This is a genomic window from Agromyces chromiiresistens, assembly GCF_029167465.1.
Lineage (GTDB): Bacteria > Actinomycetota > Actinomycetes > Actinomycetales > Microbacteriaceae > Agromyces > Agromyces chromiiresistens.
The window spans coordinates 1,006,380-1,024,336 of the sequence record NZ_JARFNL010000004.1; the positions used below are offsets into that span (position 1 = coordinate 1,006,380).

General features: G+C 69.5%; 13 protein-coding genes. 7 read left to right on the top strand and 6 right to left on the bottom strand.

The window, feature by feature from the left end:
• Window positions 1-99 precede the first annotated feature (99 nt).
• A complete protein-coding gene (locus tag PX701_RS12010; RefSeq protein ID WP_275506411.1) occupies window positions 100-2,190 on the top strand; it encodes a DUF5054 domain-containing protein in 2,091 nt (696 codons plus the stop codon).
• A complete protein-coding gene (locus PX701_RS12015; protein ID WP_275506412.1) occupies window positions 2,187-3,305 on the top strand; it encodes a metallophosphoesterase family protein in 1,119 nt (372 codons plus the stop codon). Before PX701_RS12010 ends, PX701_RS12015 begins: the two co-directional genes overlap by 4 nt.
• A 62-nt stretch (window positions 3,306-3,367) precedes the next feature.
• Here the strand turns inward: PX701_RS12015 and PX701_RS12020 are convergent, their stop codons facing one another.
• Together PX701_RS12020 and PX701_RS12025 are read right to left on the bottom strand one after the other, a co-directional pair.
• Window positions 3,368-6,673, bottom strand: coding sequence for a glycoside hydrolase family 84 protein (locus tag PX701_RS12020; protein ID WP_275506792.1), 3,306 nt, complete (start codon window positions 6,671-6,673; stop codon window positions 3,368-3,370).
• Window positions 6,674-7,052: 379 nt separating this feature from the next.
• A complete protein-coding gene (locus PX701_RS12025; RefSeq protein ID WP_275506413.1) occupies window positions 7,053-8,978 on the bottom strand; it encodes a glycoside hydrolase family 5 protein in 1,926 nt (641 codons plus the stop codon).
• A gap of 195 nt (window positions 8,979-9,173) precedes the next feature.
• On the opposite strand from PX701_RS12025, the gene PX701_RS12030 reads away from it, so the two are divergent.
• A complete protein-coding gene (locus PX701_RS12030; RefSeq protein ID WP_231431858.1) occupies window positions 9,174-9,797 on the top strand; it encodes a VOC family protein in 624 nt (207 codons plus the stop codon).
• Between the two features lie 16 nt (window positions 9,798-9,813).
• Here the strand turns inward: PX701_RS12030 and PX701_RS12035 are convergent, their stop codons facing one another.
• Window positions 9,814-10,104 (bottom strand): DUF1905 domain-containing protein, encoded by a 291-nt coding sequence (locus PX701_RS12035; protein ID WP_231431857.1) that lies wholly within the window; start codon window positions 10,102-10,104, stop codon window positions 9,814-9,816.
• Window positions 10,105-10,128: 24 nt separating this feature from the next.
• Window positions 10,129-11,055: an RNA polymerase sigma factor SigJ gene (sigJ, locus tag PX701_RS12040; protein ID WP_275506414.1), complete on the bottom strand. Its 927-nt coding sequence runs from the start codon at window positions 11,053-11,055 to the stop codon at window positions 10,129-10,131.
• 132 nt (window positions 11,056-11,187) lie between these two features.
• Here sigJ and PX701_RS12045 point away from each other — a divergent pair, with 132 nt between their 5' ends.
• A complete protein-coding gene (locus tag PX701_RS12045; RefSeq protein WP_231431855.1) occupies window positions 11,188-11,928 on the top strand; it encodes an SDR family oxidoreductase in 741 nt (246 codons plus the stop codon).
• A 9-nt stretch (window positions 11,929-11,937) separates the two neighbouring features.
• Window positions 11,938-12,864 carry an aldo/keto reductase gene (locus PX701_RS12050; protein WP_275506415.1) on the top strand — a complete coding sequence of 309 codons (927 nt, stop codon included), beginning with the start codon at window positions 11,938-11,940 and terminating at the stop codon, window positions 12,862-12,864.
• 311 nt (window positions 12,865-13,175) lie between these two features.
• Here PX701_RS12050 and PX701_RS12055 read toward each other — a convergent pair whose 3' ends face one another.
• Window positions 13,176-14,072: a 3-methyladenine DNA glycosylase gene (locus PX701_RS12055; RefSeq protein WP_275506416.1), complete on the bottom strand. Its 897-nt coding sequence runs from the start codon at window positions 14,070-14,072 to the stop codon at window positions 13,176-13,178.
• Between the two features lie 144 nt (window positions 14,073-14,216).
• On the opposite strand from PX701_RS12055, the gene PX701_RS12060 reads away from it, so the two are divergent.
• Complete coding sequence (locus PX701_RS12060) at window positions 14,217-15,746, top strand: ATP-dependent DNA ligase (RefSeq protein WP_275506417.1); 1,530 nt, start codon at window positions 14,217-14,219, stop codon at window positions 15,744-15,746.
• A gap of 31 nt (window positions 15,747-15,777) precedes the next feature.
• Window positions 15,778-17,619 (top strand): SLC13 family permease, encoded by a 1,842-nt coding sequence (locus PX701_RS12065; protein WP_275506418.1) that lies wholly within the window; start codon window positions 15,778-15,780, stop codon window positions 17,617-17,619.
• Between the two features lie 6 nt (window positions 17,620-17,625).
• Here PX701_RS12065 and PX701_RS12070 read toward each other — a convergent pair whose 3' ends face one another.
• Entirely contained in the window at window positions 17,626-17,949 is a 324-nt protein-coding gene (locus tag PX701_RS12070) for a TfoX/Sxy family protein (RefSeq protein ID WP_231431851.1), read from the bottom strand.
• Window positions 17,950-17,957: the final 8 nt, after the last annotated feature.

Below are 17,957 nucleotides of genomic sequence, written 5' to 3' on the forward strand. Positions count from 1 at the left end.
TCCTTCGTGAATGTTTGCGTTCCCAGTGGAGTATACGTCAGGATCATGTTTGCGCAAACACCAGTTATGCAAGACTGTCGGCGAAGGAGCCAGCACCGCATGATCAGCACCATTCACGTCGTCTTCAAGACGCACCTCGACATCGGCTTCACGGCGCTCGCCAGTGACATCGCCGACCGGTACCTGCACTCGTACCTGCCGAGGGCGATCGACCTCTCCGAGGAGCTCGAGCGGCGCGGCGGCCCTGCGCGGTTCACCTGGACGACCGGCTCGTGGCTCATCCACGAGGCCCTCCGATCCAGCGCTCCGGCCGAGCGGGCGCGGCTCGAGGAGGCGATCCGGAAGCGCCGCATCCACTGGCACGGCCTCCCCCTGACGACGCACACCGAGGTGATGGACCGAGCCCTCGTCGACTACGGCATCTCGATCGCGAAGCGCCTCGACGAACGGTTCGAACGTCGTACGCTCGCCGCGAAGATGACCGACGTGCCCGGCCACACCGTCGGCCTCGTCCCCGCGCTCGCAGCGGCCGGGCTCGACTACCTGCACCTCGGGGTGAACGGCGCCTCGGCGGTTCCCGAGGTCCCCGAGTTCTTCCGCTGGGTCGCACCCGACGGCAGCGAGGTCGTCGTGAACTACGCCGGCAGCTACGGAGCGACCGACCTCGGGCTCGCCGTCGTGCCCGGCGGCACCGACGCCCTGCACCTCGCGTTCACGGGCGACAACTTCGGCCCACCCTCGGCCGACGAGGTCGAGGTGCTCTTCGCGCAGCTCGCGGAGGCGCACCCGGATGCGCGCATCGTGGCCTCGGGCCTCGACGACTTCGCACGAGCCGTACTCGCCGTGCGCGACGAGCTGCCCGTCGTCGACGACGAGATCGGCGACACCTGGATCCACGGGGTCGGGGCCGACCCGCTGCTGACCGCGGGCCTGCGCGGCCTGCTCGGGCTGCGAGCCGAGTGGATCGCGAACGGCGACCTCGTCGAGGGCGATGACGAGTGCGACCGGTTCAGCGAGGCGCTGCTGCTCATCGCCGAGCACACCTGGGGCGAGGACCTGAAGACCTTCCTGCCCGACTACGCGAACTACACGAAGGACGACTTCGCGGCGGCCCGTTCGCGCGACGAGATCGACCTCGCCGCCAACCCCCCGGAGGCGGCGCGGTTCGAGTGGGCCGCGGAGCACGCCGGGGCGCAGGGCCTGCGCTACTCGGGCTTCGAAGCCTCGTGGGCGGAGCAGCGCGGCTACCTCGACCGTGCGGTCGATGCCCTCGCACCCGAACGCGGTGCGGCGGCGCGCGCGGCGATCGCCGGCCTCACGCCGACGTCGGCGGGCGAGACGCGGGGCACATCGAGCAGCGACGCCCGGCGCACACCCGTCGAGCACGGCGACGATCTCGCGCTCGGCGGGTTCACGGTGCGGTTCGGCGACGACGGCTCGATCGTCTCGCTCGTCGACGAAGCGGGCCGGCAGTGGGCAGGTCCCGAGCATCGACTCGGTGCGTACCGCCATCAGACCTTCGACGAGCGCGACGAGGCGCGCTGGGTGGACGAGTACTGCCGCGACCTCGACGAGACCGGCTTCTGGGCGATCCCCGACCAGTCGAAGCCGGGGCTCTCGATCGCCGAACGCCAGCCGGCGCAGGTGTCCGCACCGGTGGTCGAGTCAGCGGGCCGCATCACCGAGGCCGATGCCGACCGCATCGAATTCGAACTCGTCATGCCCGAGCGGGCCGCCGCGCTCTGGGGTTCGCCCCGCCGACTGCGGTTGCGCTATCGATTCCCGCACGCCGACGCCCCGATCGGCATCGAGCTCGACGTGCTCGACCGCGAGGCGTCGCGGCTTCCCGAGGCGAGCTGGTTCGGCTTCCGCCCGAGGGTCGACGGCGACTGGCGTCTCGACAAGCTCGGCGTGCCGGTCGACCCCCGACGAGTCGTCTCGCGCGGCAACCGCAGCCTGCACGCGGTTTCCGCGGTCGAATGCCGAGGTTCGCAGCACTTCCGCCTCCGCACGATCGACGCCCCGCTCGTCGCGGTCGGCGAGCCGCGCCTGCTCCGGTTCGACGATCTCGTGGCCGAGCCGGCGGACGGCCTGCACGTCAACCTGCACAACAACGTCTGGGGCACGAACTTCCGGATGTGGTTCGACGACGACCTCAGCTACCGCTTCGAACTGGAGCTCGGCAGGTGAGCGACGAGCTCGTGACGAGCCCGCCCGTCGTGATGGCGCCGCGCGCCGACGGGTTCGAGGTCGTCTGGGGTGTGAGCCGGCTCAGCCGCGGATGGCTCGAGTGGGAGGGGGCCGACGGCACGCGCGGCACCGCGACCGCCGACGCCTTCGGCATGGTGCCCCAGGGCGACCGGGTGCTGCGTGTCCGCACCGCGGGGTGGCCCGCCGGCACCGCCCTGCGCGTGCGCTCGGTCACCGAGTCGGTCGAGGCGCCGGCGGAGCGGCACGAGAGCGGGTGGAAGCCCGTGCGCACCCTCGACGCGGCATCCGATCGCGCGCGCTTCGCCGTGTGGAACGACACCCATCAGCAGGACGACACCCTGCGGGCGCTGCACGAGGCGACCCCCGAAGTCGACGTGCTCGTCTGGAACGGCGACCTCTGCAACGACTGGAAGGACCCGTCGTGGTTCACCTCGACGATGCTGAACCCGGCGGGCCTCGACGTCAGTGCGGGGCGCCCACTCGCGATCGTGGTGGGCAACCACGACGTGCGCGGCACCTGGGCGTACCAGCTCGAGGACTTCGTGGCGACGCCCGAGGGGCGGCCGTTCACCGCGTTCCGCATCGGGCCGGTCGCGTGCGTCGTGCTCCACACCGGCGAGGACAAGCCCGACGCCCACCCGACGTTCGAGGGGCGCGTCGCCTTCGAGCCGCTGCGCGCCGAGCAGGCCGAGTGGCTGCGCGAGGTGACCGCGCGCCCCGAGTTCCGGGACGCCCCGTACCGCGTCGTGTTCTGCCACATCCCGCTGCGCTGGATCGACGAGGCGGTCGTCGACTACGACGACGAGGGCTACGACTGGTTCAGCCGGATGAGCCGCGATGCCTGGCACGACGCGCTCGTCGAGTGGGGCGCGCAGATCGTCGTCTCGGGGCACACCCACTACCAGACGTGGATGCCGGCGACCGAGGACGTCCCGTACGCGCAGCTCATCGGCGGCGGGCCTGACTTCGACGTGACGAGCGAGGAGGCGGCCGCCTGGATCGACGGCGAGGCGAGCGCCGAGGAGCTCGTGCTCACGATGCGCGACCTCGCGGGCACGGTGCTGCAGGAGGTGCGGCTCGCGCCGCTCGCCTGACCTCTCACGCCCGAACGAGCAGGGGCCGGGTCGCGATCGCGACCCGGCCCCTTTCGTCGTTCCTAGCCGAGCGTCCCGACGAACAACTCGTTCAGCCGCAGTCCCGAGCCCGAGGTCCATTGCAGCTTGAACTCGGAGATCTCCCCGAACCTGCTCAGATCGACATTGACATAACCGCCGGTCAGTGTCCCCGCATCGATCCACTCCTCACCGTCAGCCGGCTTGACCTTTAGGTCGACCTCCGATTCTTCGTCCTTGACCAGGATGAGGTTGGTCGCGTCGGGCGTGTTGACGTTGCTGTACGTCAATGCGCCGGCCGTGTCGCCCACGTCGACGGAGGTGAAGAGGTCGAGATCGAGCAGCCTCTCGAGGCCGCCCGGATCACCGGTGAGCACCGTGGTGTCTTCGTCGACAGTCGAATTGACCGCGACGTCCAGCACCTTGAGCCAGTTGCTCTGCACGCCGTCCGTCAGCTTCACGTAGCGAGCCGATTCGCCGCCGAGCTTCACGACGTTGTCGGCCCCGGCCTTGGCGAACGTGACCGGATCACGCCAGTTCGTCCCGTCAGAACTCAACTCGATGCGGCCCGAAGACACGAGGTCCTTCTCCGATCTGATCCACAGGTCGTAGACCGGGATTTCGCGTCCCAGATCGAAGACGAAGTGCCGGTCACCGCCCGCCCCTCGGAGCCAGAAGGACGTGACCGGGTCGCCGTCGACGATGTTCTCGACCTTTCCGGAGTAGACGCTCACGTTGTGCGCGCTCGCCGTGGGGCGGATGGAGCCGCCGAGTGCAACGGAGAGCTCCTGTAGCGCGATGTCCTGCGCGACCGTCGACGTGTTCACCACGCGAATGTACGTCGCTGCGTTGATGCGCGGATCCGACCAGTTCATCGCGGTCCATGCACGTCCGTCGGTCGAGAACTCGGCGCTCAGGAACCTCAGGTCATCGTCGATCCTCAGCGAATGCGCGTTCTTGAGCTTGTTGAAGCGGAAGCCGAAGTACTCTCCCGGCTCCACGGTGAGACCGCCGGAGCCTCGCAGCGCGACGGTCGATCCTTCGAAGGAGAGGGCACGACCCTGCAGACCGGCCACGTTCGTGAAGACCTCGGCAGGGTCTTCCACGTTCACGCGGAACTCCTTGACCGACAACCCGCGATTGGGCGAGCCGGTGACCTCATCCGTGAACTCGTCGGTGGCGCGGTAGCGCAGGAACTGTGCTTCGACGTCGAGTTGCCGAGCGGAGACCGAACTGCTGTCGAAACCGGCCACTTCGGACCAGGTGGCGTTGTCGATCGATGCCTCGAGCACGCCCTGCTTGTAGTAGTTCTTGGCGTCCATGCTGATGAGCACGTTGTCGATGCGCGTCGTTCTGCCGAGATTCACACCGAAGTACGCTCCACGGGACACGAATGCGCCCGATCCGGCCGCTGTGGACAGGTCGCCGTCCAGCATCTTCGGGTAGTCCAAGGTCGTGCTTCCGAAGCCATGCATCTTGGGCGGCAGCGAGAGCGCGTTCATGAGTCGAATCTCGACGAGCGAGAGGATCTCCTCGATGAAGGGAACGAGCTCCTTCTGCGCAATCACCTTCGGCGAAGACGAGACTGCGGCCTTGAGGCCGGCTCGCTGGTCCGAGATGAGGGTCATCGCAGCTCGGATCGACGCCGGATCATCCGGAGTGAGGTCGTCCAGGTCGAGGATTCCCTGAACCGTGGCCCTGCTCACTTGCGCGATCCGTTTGAGCTCGTCGAGCCAAGGCCCCACTTCTCCGGAGATGCCGTTCGATCCGTCGTACGCCTCGAGCGTGTCGATCGCGCTACTGATCTCGTCGAAGGATCGGATCAGGGTCGCGCCTGATTCGTCGACCTCACCGTCGGCAGCGAGCAGTTGTTTGAAGGAGGCCAGCTCCGGCAGCAGATAGGCGGACTCCGGGGTGTCGAACGGATTCAGGCCGGCTGAGGCATGGGCCGAGAAGATCCGCAACGCCCGGGCCGCCGTCGCATCGTCCGGGATGATGCGGGCGAACGAGGCCTGCCAACTCAGGTCTGCATTGTAATCGTCGGTGTTCCACGTGTAGTCCGCGACGCTGAAGAGGGAGACCTTCGATGCCTGGGCCTGATTCATCGGGTTCGCGGCGAAGCCGGAGACGTTCTCCACGCCCGCGTGCAGGCCCTTCGACGGTCCCATATGGACATATCCGGCGCGCCCGAGATCGTTGACCGGGTAGTTCCACCACATGTAGACGGGCCGGTCGATGTATTGCGTCACCCAGTCGATGGCGCTCTGCGAGACCGGCGACACCACGTTGTCGCCGGTCCACATGATCTCCACATCCTTCGGGAAACGGCTGATGCTCTTCAGGTAGTTGATCGTCGCTAGACTGCCGCCGTCCTTTCGGTAGTACTGCGGGCAGAAGATGATGGGGCGGACGTCGCCCTTGGGCTTGATGTACTCGCGATCGATGCGGGTGATGAAGTTCACCAACTGATCGTTGTTCGTCGCGGCGTCATCGAAGAAGATCGCGAACTGTCGGACTCCGATTTCGTAGAGCTGATCGAACTTGTCCTCGAGGGCTCGGACATCCGCATCGGAGCCGAGGTCGATCTTGCCGCCGACGTGTGCCGCCCAGACGAACTGCACGTTGGTTTCACGTCCCGTGTCGACCAACTCCTTCAGTTCAGCAAGCTTCTCGGCGGGATACGGCTCTCGCCAGCGGGCGGCGTGGTAGGGATCATTCTTCGGTCCGTAGAGGTAGGAGTTCATCTTGTGATCGCCACCGAAGACCATGAGGTCCTTCCGATTCTCGTGCGACCAGGGGGTTCCATAGAAGCCCTCGATGAATCCCCGGAACTTGACGTCCGCGTAGTCCTCGATCAGTGTGTCGCGGAGGACCACGCCCGCCTGGCTGAGGATCTGATCGAGGGTGGTCACGCCGTAGAACGCAGCGTCGTTGTCCCTGCCCTCGATGGCGACGACCCGATCGGCGGCATTGATCTCGAGTACGTAGCCGTCGTCGTTGGCAATTGAACGAGCCGGGTCGTACGTCCCGTCGAGGTAGGCGTCATCGGCGCCCTCGTCGTCGTCGATACCCACCAGAACGTCGATGTCGCGCCGCGATGAGTCCGGGCTCGCCGTCGTCACCGCGAAGCCACGCGTCTCGAACAGTGCCTCCGCTTTGGCGGCGGTGTTGGGGCCGACGCCATCGTCGACGACGAGATTGATCGTCGTCTGTTCCGGAATCGCCATGCTTCTCGGCCCAGAGGTGCAGCTGTGGACCTTGGGATACAGGTCGTACTTGCACGGCCGCGTTGCGGACGGCTCCGCGTTCGCAACCCAGGGGGAAAGCAATGACAGCGTCAACGCTGACATCAGCACCGTTCCGAGCATCATTTTGCGGCCTGCTATCGGGCGCATCATCCAGCCTCCTCGACCCAGGGTGTGGGTCGGTGTTGCCTCTGATCCGTCGCGGTGACTCGTCACCGGCGACGAATCCGAGGAGTGTGAAAGTTGTGAACGCGTCGCCGCTGGAGGGCTTCGCGCTGGTGACTTTGTTGACTTAGTAAACTAAGTTGGAGTCGAACCTAGGCGATCGCGAAGTCTCGCGTCAAGCGTCGGCGGCCGATTCGCTCTCGATGCCGGGAACGGCCCGCTGGTCTCACCGGGCACGCGTGGACGCCGGCCGAGCAGCCGGGGCGGAATGAAGGGGCCGGGTCGCGATCGCGACCCGGCCCCGTTCGTCGTCCGCCGATCAGGTCAGCGGCTTGCAGAGCAGCGCGTCGGGCACGCCGCCGTGGTTCCAGTTGTAGGTGAAGGCAACGCCCGCGATGTACTCGGTGTCCTTGCACTGGCCCTTGTAGTAGCCCGGGGCCCAGTCGCTCGCGGTCGAGCCGCCGCCCGCCGGGCGGTTGTCGCCCTGGTCGAACCAGATCAGGCGGCCCTGGCTCGCCGGCAGCGCCGTGGTGCTCGTCGCGCAGGCGAGCTTCCACATCGCGGCCTTCGTACCGGTGCCGGTGCCGAGGCTGTAGCCGACGGCGACCTCGCCCGGGTTGCACTGCAGCTTGCTGTACCCCGGGGCCCAGTCGTTCGTGATGTTGCCCTCGCCGCTCTGCACGCGCGGGTTCGAAGTGGCGATGCCGCCGATGTCGGTGCAGAGGCCCCGGTTGGTGCTCCGCGCGATGCCCTGCAGGCGCTGGCTGTCGGGGCAGGTGCCCTTCCACTGGCCCGGCGACCAGTCGCCCGCCTGCAGCATGCGCAGCGACGACTGACTGTCGACGAAGCTGCCGCTGCCGATCATGTTCCAGCGCGGCGCGGAGGCCACGGGGCCGGTCTTGCCGTTCGCGTTCACGAGCTTCACCCACTGCGGGTATCGCCAGTCGTCGGCGATGCTGAGCTTCGTGCCGTCGGGCTTGTAGGCGAGCAGCGAGTAGCCGTCGGCGAAGTTCCCGGCGGCATCGGCCTGCGTCACGAGCGGCCACGCCGCGAAGTCGCTGTCGTTCGCGATCAGGATGTCGGTGAAGTTCACCCACCAGGCCTTGTCGAGCGCGCCGGTGTCGGCGGCGTGGCCGATGCCGAACTCGCTGAACCACACGGGGGCGGTGTAATGCTGGCCCGCCGTATTGACGTACGCGGCGGCCCGGTTCACCTCGGCCACGAGCTCGCTCTGGGTGAGGTCGCGGTAGCGGGGGTCGTGGGTCTCGCCGAGCCCCGTCGCACCCGTGTGCTTCGGCCCCGTGTAGGCGTAGATGTGCGCCGCGTAGACGAGCTTGTCGGGGTAGGGGAGCGCGTTCGAGAGGTTCGCGACGGGCTTGAGGTGCGGCCGGTCGTGGAAGAAGCCGTCGAGCGGGATGCCCTGCCAGTTGATGCCCTCCATGATGACGAGCACGTCGGGGTTCGCCTGCTGGATGGCGACGCCGGCCTTCTGGAACGCCTGGTAGAGATCGTTGCCGTCGCCCATGCCCCAGTTCGGGTCGTTCCAGACGTCGCGCCGCACCTCGTTGCGGAGGTCCATGCCCACGACGCGGGGGTTGTCCTCGTAGCGCTCGGTCAGCATCACCCAGTCGCTGATCCACTTCTCGGTGGTCTGGCTGCTGTACCACTTCGAGTTGCCGTCGTCGGCGCCGCAGCACCAGCGCGACGTCGTGGTGTGGTTGTTGAGGATCACCGCGAAGCCGTCGGCCGTGAGGGCGTCGACCACCGCGTCGAAGACCTGCAGCGGGGTCTTGCCCTTCAGCGAGGGGTTCGCCGCCACGGCGACGTCGGGCACTGGGGCGGTCATTCCGAGCATCTCGTTCGAGTACGACAGCCGGATGCTGTTGAGCCCGAGTCCGTGGAAGTCGCTCATCAGCGTCGCCATCGGCACGCGGTCGAGCCCCATGGGGATGTCGTAGCTCATGCCGCTGTTGTGGTTGGCCGGGTCGTTCTTGTCACCGCTGCCGTTCCAATGGCCCTGTGCGCCGTCCCAGTTGGCGGACTCGAGCTTGAAGCGGTCGCCGTCGGCGTCGACGATGTACCGGCCCCTCGTGCTCAGCGGCGGCGTCCACGACGCCGCGAGCTGCGGCCCGGTGACCTGTGCGATCGGCGTCGACTCGGTCGCCGCATGCGCGGGGACGATGGCCGAGACGGCGAGCGCCGCGGTGACCGCGGCCACTGCGAGTGTCGCGATGCGACGATGCATTCGAACCTCCCTGTTCGTTTCTCCGCGTCGTCATGCTGTCGGGCTGCACTCGCGGCGACGCCTGGCGGTCGCAATGCTATGGGGGTGCCAGCCGCAATGTCAACGTAAACATGTTTGCGTTGCCAGAGCACGTCGGCGCACATCGGTCAGGATTCGAGAAGCGTCGGGGCGGGCCTCGCTCGTAGCGTGATCGACATGTCAACCATCGAATCCATCACCCTCGACGTCGACGACCCCACCGCCGCCGACCGCTTCTACACCGACGCCCTCGGCCTCGACGGACGGGTGCGCACACGGCTCGCCACTGAGCCGTCGACGGGCTTCCGCGGCTACACGCTGTCGCTCGTCGTCGCGCAGCCCGGCAACGTGCAGGCCCTCTTCGACGCCGCCGTCGCCGCCGGCGCCACGGTGCTGAAGCCCGTCGCCAAGTCGCTCTGGGGCGTCGGCGCATCGGTGCAGGCGCCCGACGGCGCGATCTGGAAGTTCGCGACCTCGGCGAAGAAGGACACGGTTCCCGTCGGCCGCGACTTCGATCGGCTCGTCCTGCTGCTCGGCGTCGACGACGTCCCGGCGAGCAAGCGCTTCTACGCCGAGCACGGCTTCGCCGTCGGCAAGAGCTTCGGCAGCTACGTCGACTTCGACACGCCCCGCAGCCCGATCGGCCTCGGCCTCTACAAGCGCCGCGCGCTCGCGAAGGACGCGGGCGTGCCCGAGGAGGGCTCTGGCTCGCACCGCCTCGTGATCGCGAGCGGCGACGGCGCGTACACCGACCCCGACGGCTTCGCCTGGGCGCCGGTCACGGCCCCCGCCGACGCGTGAGTCGTCGCGGTGCGGCTCAGGGCGTTCCGACCCTGAGTCGCACGTCGACGACGTCGCCCACCTCGAGCGACTCGGCGCTGCGCACCCACGCCTTCACGGGCACGATGTAGCCGCCGTCCTTCGGCCACAGCGCGGTCGGCCACTCGCTGTCGCCGATGCGCACGGTCGCCGGCACCATGCCCCAGCCGTAGCTCACGAACGGCGCGATCGCCGCGAGGTCGTCGCACGCTGCGTCGGGCACCGTCACGAAGTGCCACGGGGCGGGACCGCGCCAGAACCACAGCGCACCGCTGAAGTCGAGCTCCATCGGCTCAGGATACGGGTGGCGTGTTCACGCCGGCGCGTTCCACCGCCCGAGCTTCTCGGGGTTGCGCATGACCCAGGCGTTGGTGATCGCGTCGCCGCGCACCTCGATGACGGCGACGGTATCGACGATCCCGTCCTCGCCGAAGGCGAGCGTGAGCCCGTCGGCCGTCTCATGCAGCGACCACTCGAGCGCCGGACCGCGCTGGGTGAGGGTGCCGGCGATGAATCGGGCCACGCGGTCGGGGCCGAGCACGGGGCGTCGCGTCGCCGAGACGAATCCGCCCCCGTCGGAGTGGAGCACGACGTCGGGGTCGAGCAGCGACAGCAGCGACTCGAGCCGCCCCGTGCCCGCTGCGGCGACGAACGCGCGCACGACCTCGTCGTGGCGCTCGCGGCTGACGACGCCCGCTCGTCGCTCGCGCACGTGCCGGCGGGCGGAGGCGGCGAGCTGCCGGCAGGCCGCGGACGTGCGTCCGACGACCTCCGCGATCTCGGCGAACGGCATCGCGAACACCTCGTGCAGCACGAACGCGACCCGCTCGGCGGGGGTGAGCGACTCGAGCACGACGAGCAGCGCCGTCGAGACCGACTCGTCGAGCATCGCGCGATCGAGCGGGTCGTCGGCGGCCCGCACCGCGAACCGTGCGGCGTCGGCGGTCGGCAACGGCTCCGGGAGCCACTCGCCGACGTAGTGCTCGTGTCGCCGACGTGCCGAGCCGAGCTGGTCGAGGCAGATGCGGCCCACCGTGCGCATCAGCCACGCGCCGGGCCGGTCGACCGAGTCGCGGTCTGCGGGAGGCATCCGGTACCAGCGGGCGAAGCCCTCCTGCACCGCGTCCTCGGCGTCGGCCACCGTGCCGAGCATGCGGTAGGCGAGGCCGACGAGGGCGGGCCGCTCGGCGTCGAGCGCCTCGTCGCGCGCGTCGGTGGGAGCGATGGGCGCATCGGGCATGCCCCCAGCCTCGCACGCGGCGACGCGCCCGGCACCTTGCATTCCGGCGGGCTGCGTCGTCGAGATGGTGAGGGGGCGAACGGATGCCCCGCCCGCCGCCGCATCCGCGGCCCGAATGCAGAGGAGCCCATCATGAAGATCGCCGTTGCCGGGGGAACCGGAACCGTCGGACGCCACGTCGTCGACGTCGCCCGCGAACGCGGGCACGAGGTCGTGGTGCTCACCCGCTCGGCCGGGGTCGACGTGATCTCGGGCGAGGGACTCGCCCGGGCGCTGCAGGGCGTCGACGCGGTCGTCGACACGAGCAACGTGACGACGCTCGACGCGAAGAAGGCCGAGGCGTTCTTCACGACGGGGTCGCGGAACCTGCTCGCCGCAGAGGCCGCGGCCGGCGTGCCCCACCACGTGCTGCTCTCGATCGTTGGCATCGACCGTGCGCCGTACGGGTACTACGCGGCGAAGCTCGCCCAGGAGCGCGTCGTCGAGCAGGGCGACGTGCCCTGGACCATCCAGCGCGCGATGCAGTTCCACGAGTTCGCCGGGCAGATGCTCGAGGGCATGTCGTTCGCGGGTGTCCACCTCGCGCCGAAGGTGCGCACCGCGCCGGTCGCGGCGCGCGAGGTCGGCGAGCGACTCGTCGCGCTCGCTGAGGCCGGCCCCGCCGGGCACGTCGCCGACCTCGCCGGCCCGCGCGAGGAGCGGCTCGAGGAGATGATCCGCAAGCTCGCCAGAGCCCAGGGCCTGAAGGGACCGGTGCTGGCCGTGTCACTGCCCGGCAAGCAGTTCGCCGCGATGCGATCCGGCGTCACGTTGCCCGGTCCGGGCGCCGTGCGTGCGACCCGGACGTTCGACGAGTGGGTGGCCGACCGATAGCCTGCACCAGTGAAGACCATCGATCTCGCCGGCATCGCGGCTCCCAACGTCGTGCTCGGACTCATGCGCATCGAGCAGCTCGGCGACGACGAGGTGCGCACCCTCATCGGCACGGCCCGCGACGCGGGCATCGACTTCTTCGACCATGCCGACATCTACGGCGAGACGCTGCACGCCTGCGAGCGCCGCTTCGCCGAGGCGATGCAGCTGACGCCCGCCGAGCGCGAGCAGGTCACCCTGCAGACGAAGTGCGGCATCGTGAAGGACGGCCCGTACTTCGACTTCTCGTACGAGCACATCATCGAGTCGGTCGAGGGGTCGCTCGAGGCGCTGCAGACCGACTACCTCGACATCCTGCTGCTGCACCGCCCCGACGCCCTGGTCGAGCCCGACGAGGTCGCCCGGGCGTTCGACGAGCTCGAGGCGTCAGGGAAGGTGCGCGCCTTCGGGGTCTCGAACCACACGCCGAGCCAGCTCGAACTGCTGCGCCGCTCGGTGCGGCAGCCGATCGTCGCCAACCAGCTGCAGCTGTCGATCACGCACGCGCCGATCATCGCGCAGGGCATCTCGGCGAACATGCAGGGGTTCTGGCAGTCGACGATGCTCGACGGCGGCATCGTCGACTACTGCCGGATGAACGGCATCACGATCCAGGCGTGGTCTCCACTGCAGGCGGGGTTCTTCAGCGGCGTGTTCCTCGGGTCGGCCGACTACCCCGAGCTCAACTCGGCCATCGACCGGCTCGCCGAGAAGTACGACGTGGCGCCGATCGCGATCGCGACCGCGTGGATCACCCGGCACCCCGCGAACATGCAGGTCGTGCTCGGCACGACCAACCCGTCGCGCGTCGCCGACGCGGCGGCGGGCTCGGCCGTGCCGCTCACGCGCCCTGAGTGGTACGAGCTCTTCCGCGCCGCCGGCTACCAGGTGCCCTGAGCGCCCTCAGGCCGGTCGCCACCGAGGCCGTCCGTACCGACGCCTCGCGATCTGGTGGGCCGTCGCGCTCGCGCGCATCGTCGCGACGGCGCACCGCTCGCCGCGCTCAGCGGATCCGGCGGGGAATCGCGCCGGCGGCTGTGTGGATTCGTGGATGTGCGGACGCCTCGGGCGTGGATTTGTGGATTCATGGACGCCTCGGGTGTGGATTTGTGGACTTGTGGACGCCTCCACGGAAGTGGATCTCCCGCCCAGCCAGATTCAGCCAGATTCAGCCCGATTCAGCCCGATTCAGCCCGATTCAGCCCGATTCAGCGCGATCTCGTCGACGTGCCGGCCGTCGCCGGCGTCGACCTTGCGAACGCGGCATCGAGGATGCTGCGCCGGAGCCCGTTCGCCCGCTCGGCGAACCCGCGCTGCCGACGCACGTACTCGGCCTTGCCGTCGGGCGTCTCGATGCGCACGGGCTCGCCGCCCCACGGCTCCATGTCGTAGGGCGACGCCTGCATGTCGAGATAGCGGATGTCCCTGGCCAGCTCGAACGCGTCGAGCAGCAGCTCGCCGGGCACGAGCGGACCGAGCTTCACGGCCCACTTGTAGACGTCCATGTTGGCGTGCAGGCAGCCGGGCTGTTCGAGCCTCGGCTGCGTCTCGCGGGTCGGCTCGAAGCGGTTGCGCGGCACCGCGTCGGCCGTGAAGAACCGGTAGGCGTCGATGTGGGTGCAGCGCAGCTCGTGCGCTTCGACGACCTCGTCGGTCGCGGCCTGGCCGAGCCGCAGCGGCACGGGGTGGCGGTGCTCGCGCTGGCGGTACACCATCGCCCACTCGTGCAGCCCGAAGCATCCGAACGCGCCCTGGCGTGACGCCGTGAGCCGCAGCATGCGCTCGACGGTCGCGAGCATCGGTCCCTTCTCCGCCTGCATCGCGTCACGGTCGACGACGAGCGATCCGGGGGAGCGGCCGGCGCCGTACCAGCGCCACTCGGCGCGAGGCGTGCCGGCGGCGCCGTCGAGCTCGAGGCCGGGGCCGGGATGCCAGCGGCGCAGCAGGCTCGGCGAGTACGAGTAGTACGTGAAGAGGAAGTCCTCGATGGGGTGCTTCTCGCGCGCCGCCGCGCGGGCGCGATGACCGGTCGTGAGGGCGTCGGCCCGCTCGGCGTGCGCCCCGGCGCGGGCACGCCAGTCGTCGGCGGCGAGCACGGTGGTCATGCTCCAAGGGTACGTTCCCGGCCGGTCGAGGAGCGCGAAGCGCGTATCGAGGCCACCGTCGGCGAGGGCTCGTGGTCTCGATACGCCCATGCGCGCCCACTCGACCACGGATCGCATGTCGGCGGCGGGTGCGAGACTGGGCGCGTGCTGCTCCAAGAGCTCGTCACCACCGCCGACGCCGTCGCGTCGACCCGGTCGCGCCTCGCGAAGGTCGACGCGCTCGCCGAACTGCTGCGCCGACTCGAACCCGACGAGATCGCGCCCGCCGTGGGCTTCCTCGTCGGCAAGCCGCGACAGGGTCGGGTCGGCGTCGGCTGGCGCGGGCTCGCCGCCGCGGTCGATGCCACGCAGGCGGCAGTCGAGCCGTCGCTCACGGTCGACGAGCTCGACGAGACGCTCGACCGGCTCGCCGCGGCGGGCGGTGCCGGCTCGTCGGGCGACCGTGCTCGCGAACTGGCCGACCTGCTCGGGCGCGCGACCGACCGCGAGCAGCACTTCCTCGGCGGCGTGCTGCTCGGCGAGATGCGCACGGGGGCGCTCGAGGGCGTGCTCACCGATGCGATCGCACGCGCGGCCGACCGGCCGGGCGACGTCGTGCGCCGTGCGGCCATGCTCTCGGGCGACCTCGGCGAGACCGCGCGGCTCGCGCTCACCGGTACGGTCGAACAGCTCGAGGCGGTCGGGCTCGTCGTGGGTCGGCCCGTGCTGCCGATGCTCGCCGCGACCGCATCGACGCCGACCGCCGCGATCGAGCTCACGGGTGAGGCATCCGTCGAGTACAAGCTCGACGGCGCGCGCATCCAGGTGCATCGCGAGGGCGACGACGTGCGGGTCTTCACGCGCAACCTCGCCGACGTCACGCACCGGCTGCCCGAGGTCGTCGAGGTGGTGCGTTCGCTGCCCGTGCGCGACGTGATCCTCGACGGCGAGACGCTCTCGCTCGACGAAGAGGGGGCGCCGCGCCCCTTCCAAGAGACGATGTCGCGGTTCGGCGCCGAGCGCGCCCGCGAGACGGTGCTGCATCCCTGGTTCTTCGACGTGCTGCATGTCGACGGACGCGACCTGCTCGACGAGCCGCTCGCGACGCGGCTCGCCGAGCTCGAGCGCATCGCGCCCGCGCACCGCATCCCCGGAGAGGTGACCGCCGACGCCGAGACGGCCGAGCGGGTCTCGGCCGAGGCACTCGCAGCGGGGCAGGAGGGGGTCGTCGTCAAGGCGATCGGCTCGACGTATGCCGCCGGGCGGCGCGGGTCGAGCTGGGTCAAGGTCAAGCCGGTGCACACGTACGACCTCGTCGTGCTCGCGTGCGAGTGGGGTTCGGGGCGCCGCACGGGCTGGCTCTCCAACCTGCACCTCGGCGCACTCGATCCCGATGGCGAGTTCGGCGAGCCCGGCGGCTACGTCATGGTCGGCAAGACGTTCAAGGGCCTCACCGACGAGCTGCTGCGTTGGCAGACCGAGCGCTTCCAAGAGATCGAGGTGCGGCGCACCCCGCACACGGTCTGGGTCCAGCCGGTCACCGTCGTCGAGATCGCGATCGACGGCGTGCAGCGGTCGAGCCGCTACCCCGGCGGCATCGCCCTGCGCTTCGCGCGCGTCAAGGGCTATCGCGACGACAAGCGGCCGGCCGACGCCGACACGATCCAGACCCTGCGGGGGCTGCTGCGCGGGTGACGGCCGGTCGCCCGGCCGATACTGTGGCAGCGTGAACTGGCAACTGCTGGTTGTGCTCACCCTGCTCGTCGCGTCGATCGTGATGTTCGCGATCAACCGTCCGCGCATGGACGTCGTCGCGGTGGGTCTCCTCGTCGCCCTTCCGCTCACCGGGGTGCTGACGGTCCCTGAGACGCTGTCTGGGTTCTCCGACCCCAACGTCGTGCTCATCGCCGCGCTCTTCGTGATCGGCGAAGGGCTCTCGCGCACCGGGCTCACCTACCGGCTGGGCGACTGGCTCTCGGCGAGGGCCGGAACGAGCAGTACCCGGCTCATCGTGCTGCTCATGCTGAGCGTCGCGCTGCTGGGCGCCTTCATGAGCTCGACCGGGGTCGTGGCGATCTTCATCCCGGTCGTGCTGAGCATCGCCACGCGACTGCGCATCTCGCCGCGCCAGCTCATGATGCCGCTGAGCTTCGCCGCGCTCATCAGCGGCATGCTGACCCTCATCGCCACCGCGCCGAACCTCGTGATCGACGCCGAGCTCGTGCGTGCGGGCGAAGCGGGGTTCGGGTTCTTCTCGGTCACCCCGTTCGGGCTCGTGGTGCTCGCGCTCGGCATCGGCTACCTGCTGATCGCCCGCCGGTTCCTCGGCGCCGACACGGCCGACGACTCGGCAGCGGACGACCGCACGTACGGTCACCTCATGCGCGACTACCGGCTCGCCGACCGCGATCGGCGAGTGCAGGTCGGGCGCGGGTCGCCGCTCATCGGGCGGAGTCCCACCGAGATCGACCTGCACCGGCACGGCATGCGCGTCATCGCCGTGGAGCGCCGTCGGTGGCTGCAGCGCACGCTCCGCGTCACGGCGACCGGACTGTCGTCACCGGTCGTCAGGGGCGACGTGCTGCTCGTCGACGTCTTCGCACCTCGCGACGACCTCGCCGAGGACCTGCGCCGCCTGCACCTGCGCGTCCTCCCGGTCGACGAGGGGTTCCTCGCCGAGCGATCCCGCGAGGTGGGCCTCGGCGAGGTGATGCCGCCGCCGAATTCGGCCGCGCTGGGCCGGACCGTCGGCGAACTGCGCACCCGCGAGCTGTACCGGATCGACGTGATCGGCCTGCGTCGCGGCACCGAGGCGTTGCCGGGCTCGCTCGCCGCCGAACGCGTGCGACTGGGCGACACCCTGCTCGTCGTCGGGGCCTGGGACGACGTCAAGCGGCTCACCGCCCGCAGCACGGACTTCGTCGCACTCGAGCTTCCCGCCGAGGTGCGCGAGCAGTCGCCCGCGGCGAACCGCGCGCCGTACGCGCTGCTCAGCGTCGTCGTCATGGTCGTGCTCATGGTCACGGGCATCGTGCCGAACGTGATCGCCGCGCTCATCGCGTGCCTCATGATGGGCGCGTTCGGCTGCATCGACATGCCGAGCGCCTACCGGTCGATCCACTGGCCGACGCTGTTGCTGATCGTGGGCATGCTGCCCTTCGCGCTCGCCCTCGAACGCACGGGCGGCATCGACCTCGCGGTCGACGCCCTGACCGGCCTCCTCGGCGAGGGGAGTCCCGTCGTGCTGCTCGCGGGCCTGTTCGCCACGACCGCGGTGATCGGGCTGTTCGTGTCGAACACCGCCACGGCGGTGCTCATGGGGCCCGTGGCGATCGCCACCGCCGAGAAGCTCGGGGCCTCGCCGTACCCGTTCGCGATGGTCGTCATGCTGGCAGCCTCGGCCGCGTTCATGACGCCCGTGTCGTCGCCCGTGAACACGCTCGTGCTCGGACCGGGCCGCTATCGGTTCGCGGACTTCATGCGGATCGGCACGCCGTTCGCCCTCGTCGTGATGATCGTGGCGATCACCATGGTTCCCTGGCTGCTGCCGCTGTACCCGAACGGTTGAGCCGTCTCAGCGCGGCGTGATCGAGTCGACGAACTCGTACGCCTCACGCGCGACCTCGCGCCACCGATCGACGCCCTCGCCGACGGGCACGACCGCCCACTCCCGCATCGGTCGCCCGCGCATCACCATGTTGTCGAGGCCGGACTCCTCGATGCGGTCGGCATCGAGCTTCACGACGAGGTCGCCCTGCGACGACACGAACGCGAAGAACTTGCCGCGCACCGACAGGCCCTCCGAGCCGAACATGCGGCCGAAGCCCACGTCGGGCTCGGCGAGCAATGCCGGCGCGAGCTCTTCGAGGAGTGCGAAGCCCTCGTCGCGCGTCGCCACGTCGTCGG

Coding starts and splice junctions, on each gene's coding strand:
- PX701_RS12055 (WP_275506416.1), bottom strand. CDS start 14,072: ATGACCACCGTGCTCGCCGCCGACGACTGGCGTGCCCGCGCCGGGGCG.
- PX701_RS12020 (WP_275506792.1), bottom strand. CDS start 6,673: ATGTCAGCGTTGACGCTGTCATTGCTTTCCCCCTGGGTTGCGAACGCG.
- sigJ (WP_275506414.1), bottom strand. CDS start 11,055: ATGCCCGATGCGCCCATCGCTCCCACCGACGCGCGCGACGAGGCGCTC.
- PX701_RS12030 (WP_231431858.1), top strand. CDS start 9,174: ATGTCAACCATCGAATCCATCACCCTCGACGTCGACGACCCCACCGCC.
- PX701_RS12045 (WP_231431855.1), top strand. CDS start 11,188: ATGAAGATCGCCGTTGCCGGGGGAACCGGAACCGTCGGACGCCACGTC.
- PX701_RS12010 (WP_275506411.1), top strand. CDS start 100: ATGATCAGCACCATTCACGTCGTCTTCAAGACGCACCTCGACATCGGC.
- PX701_RS12025 (WP_275506413.1), bottom strand. CDS start 8,978: ATGCATCGTCGCATCGCGACACTCGCAGTGGCCGCGGTCACCGCGGCG.
- PX701_RS12035 (WP_231431857.1), bottom strand. CDS start 10,104: ATGGAGCTCGACTTCAGCGGTGCGCTGTGGTTCTGGCGCGGTCCCGCC.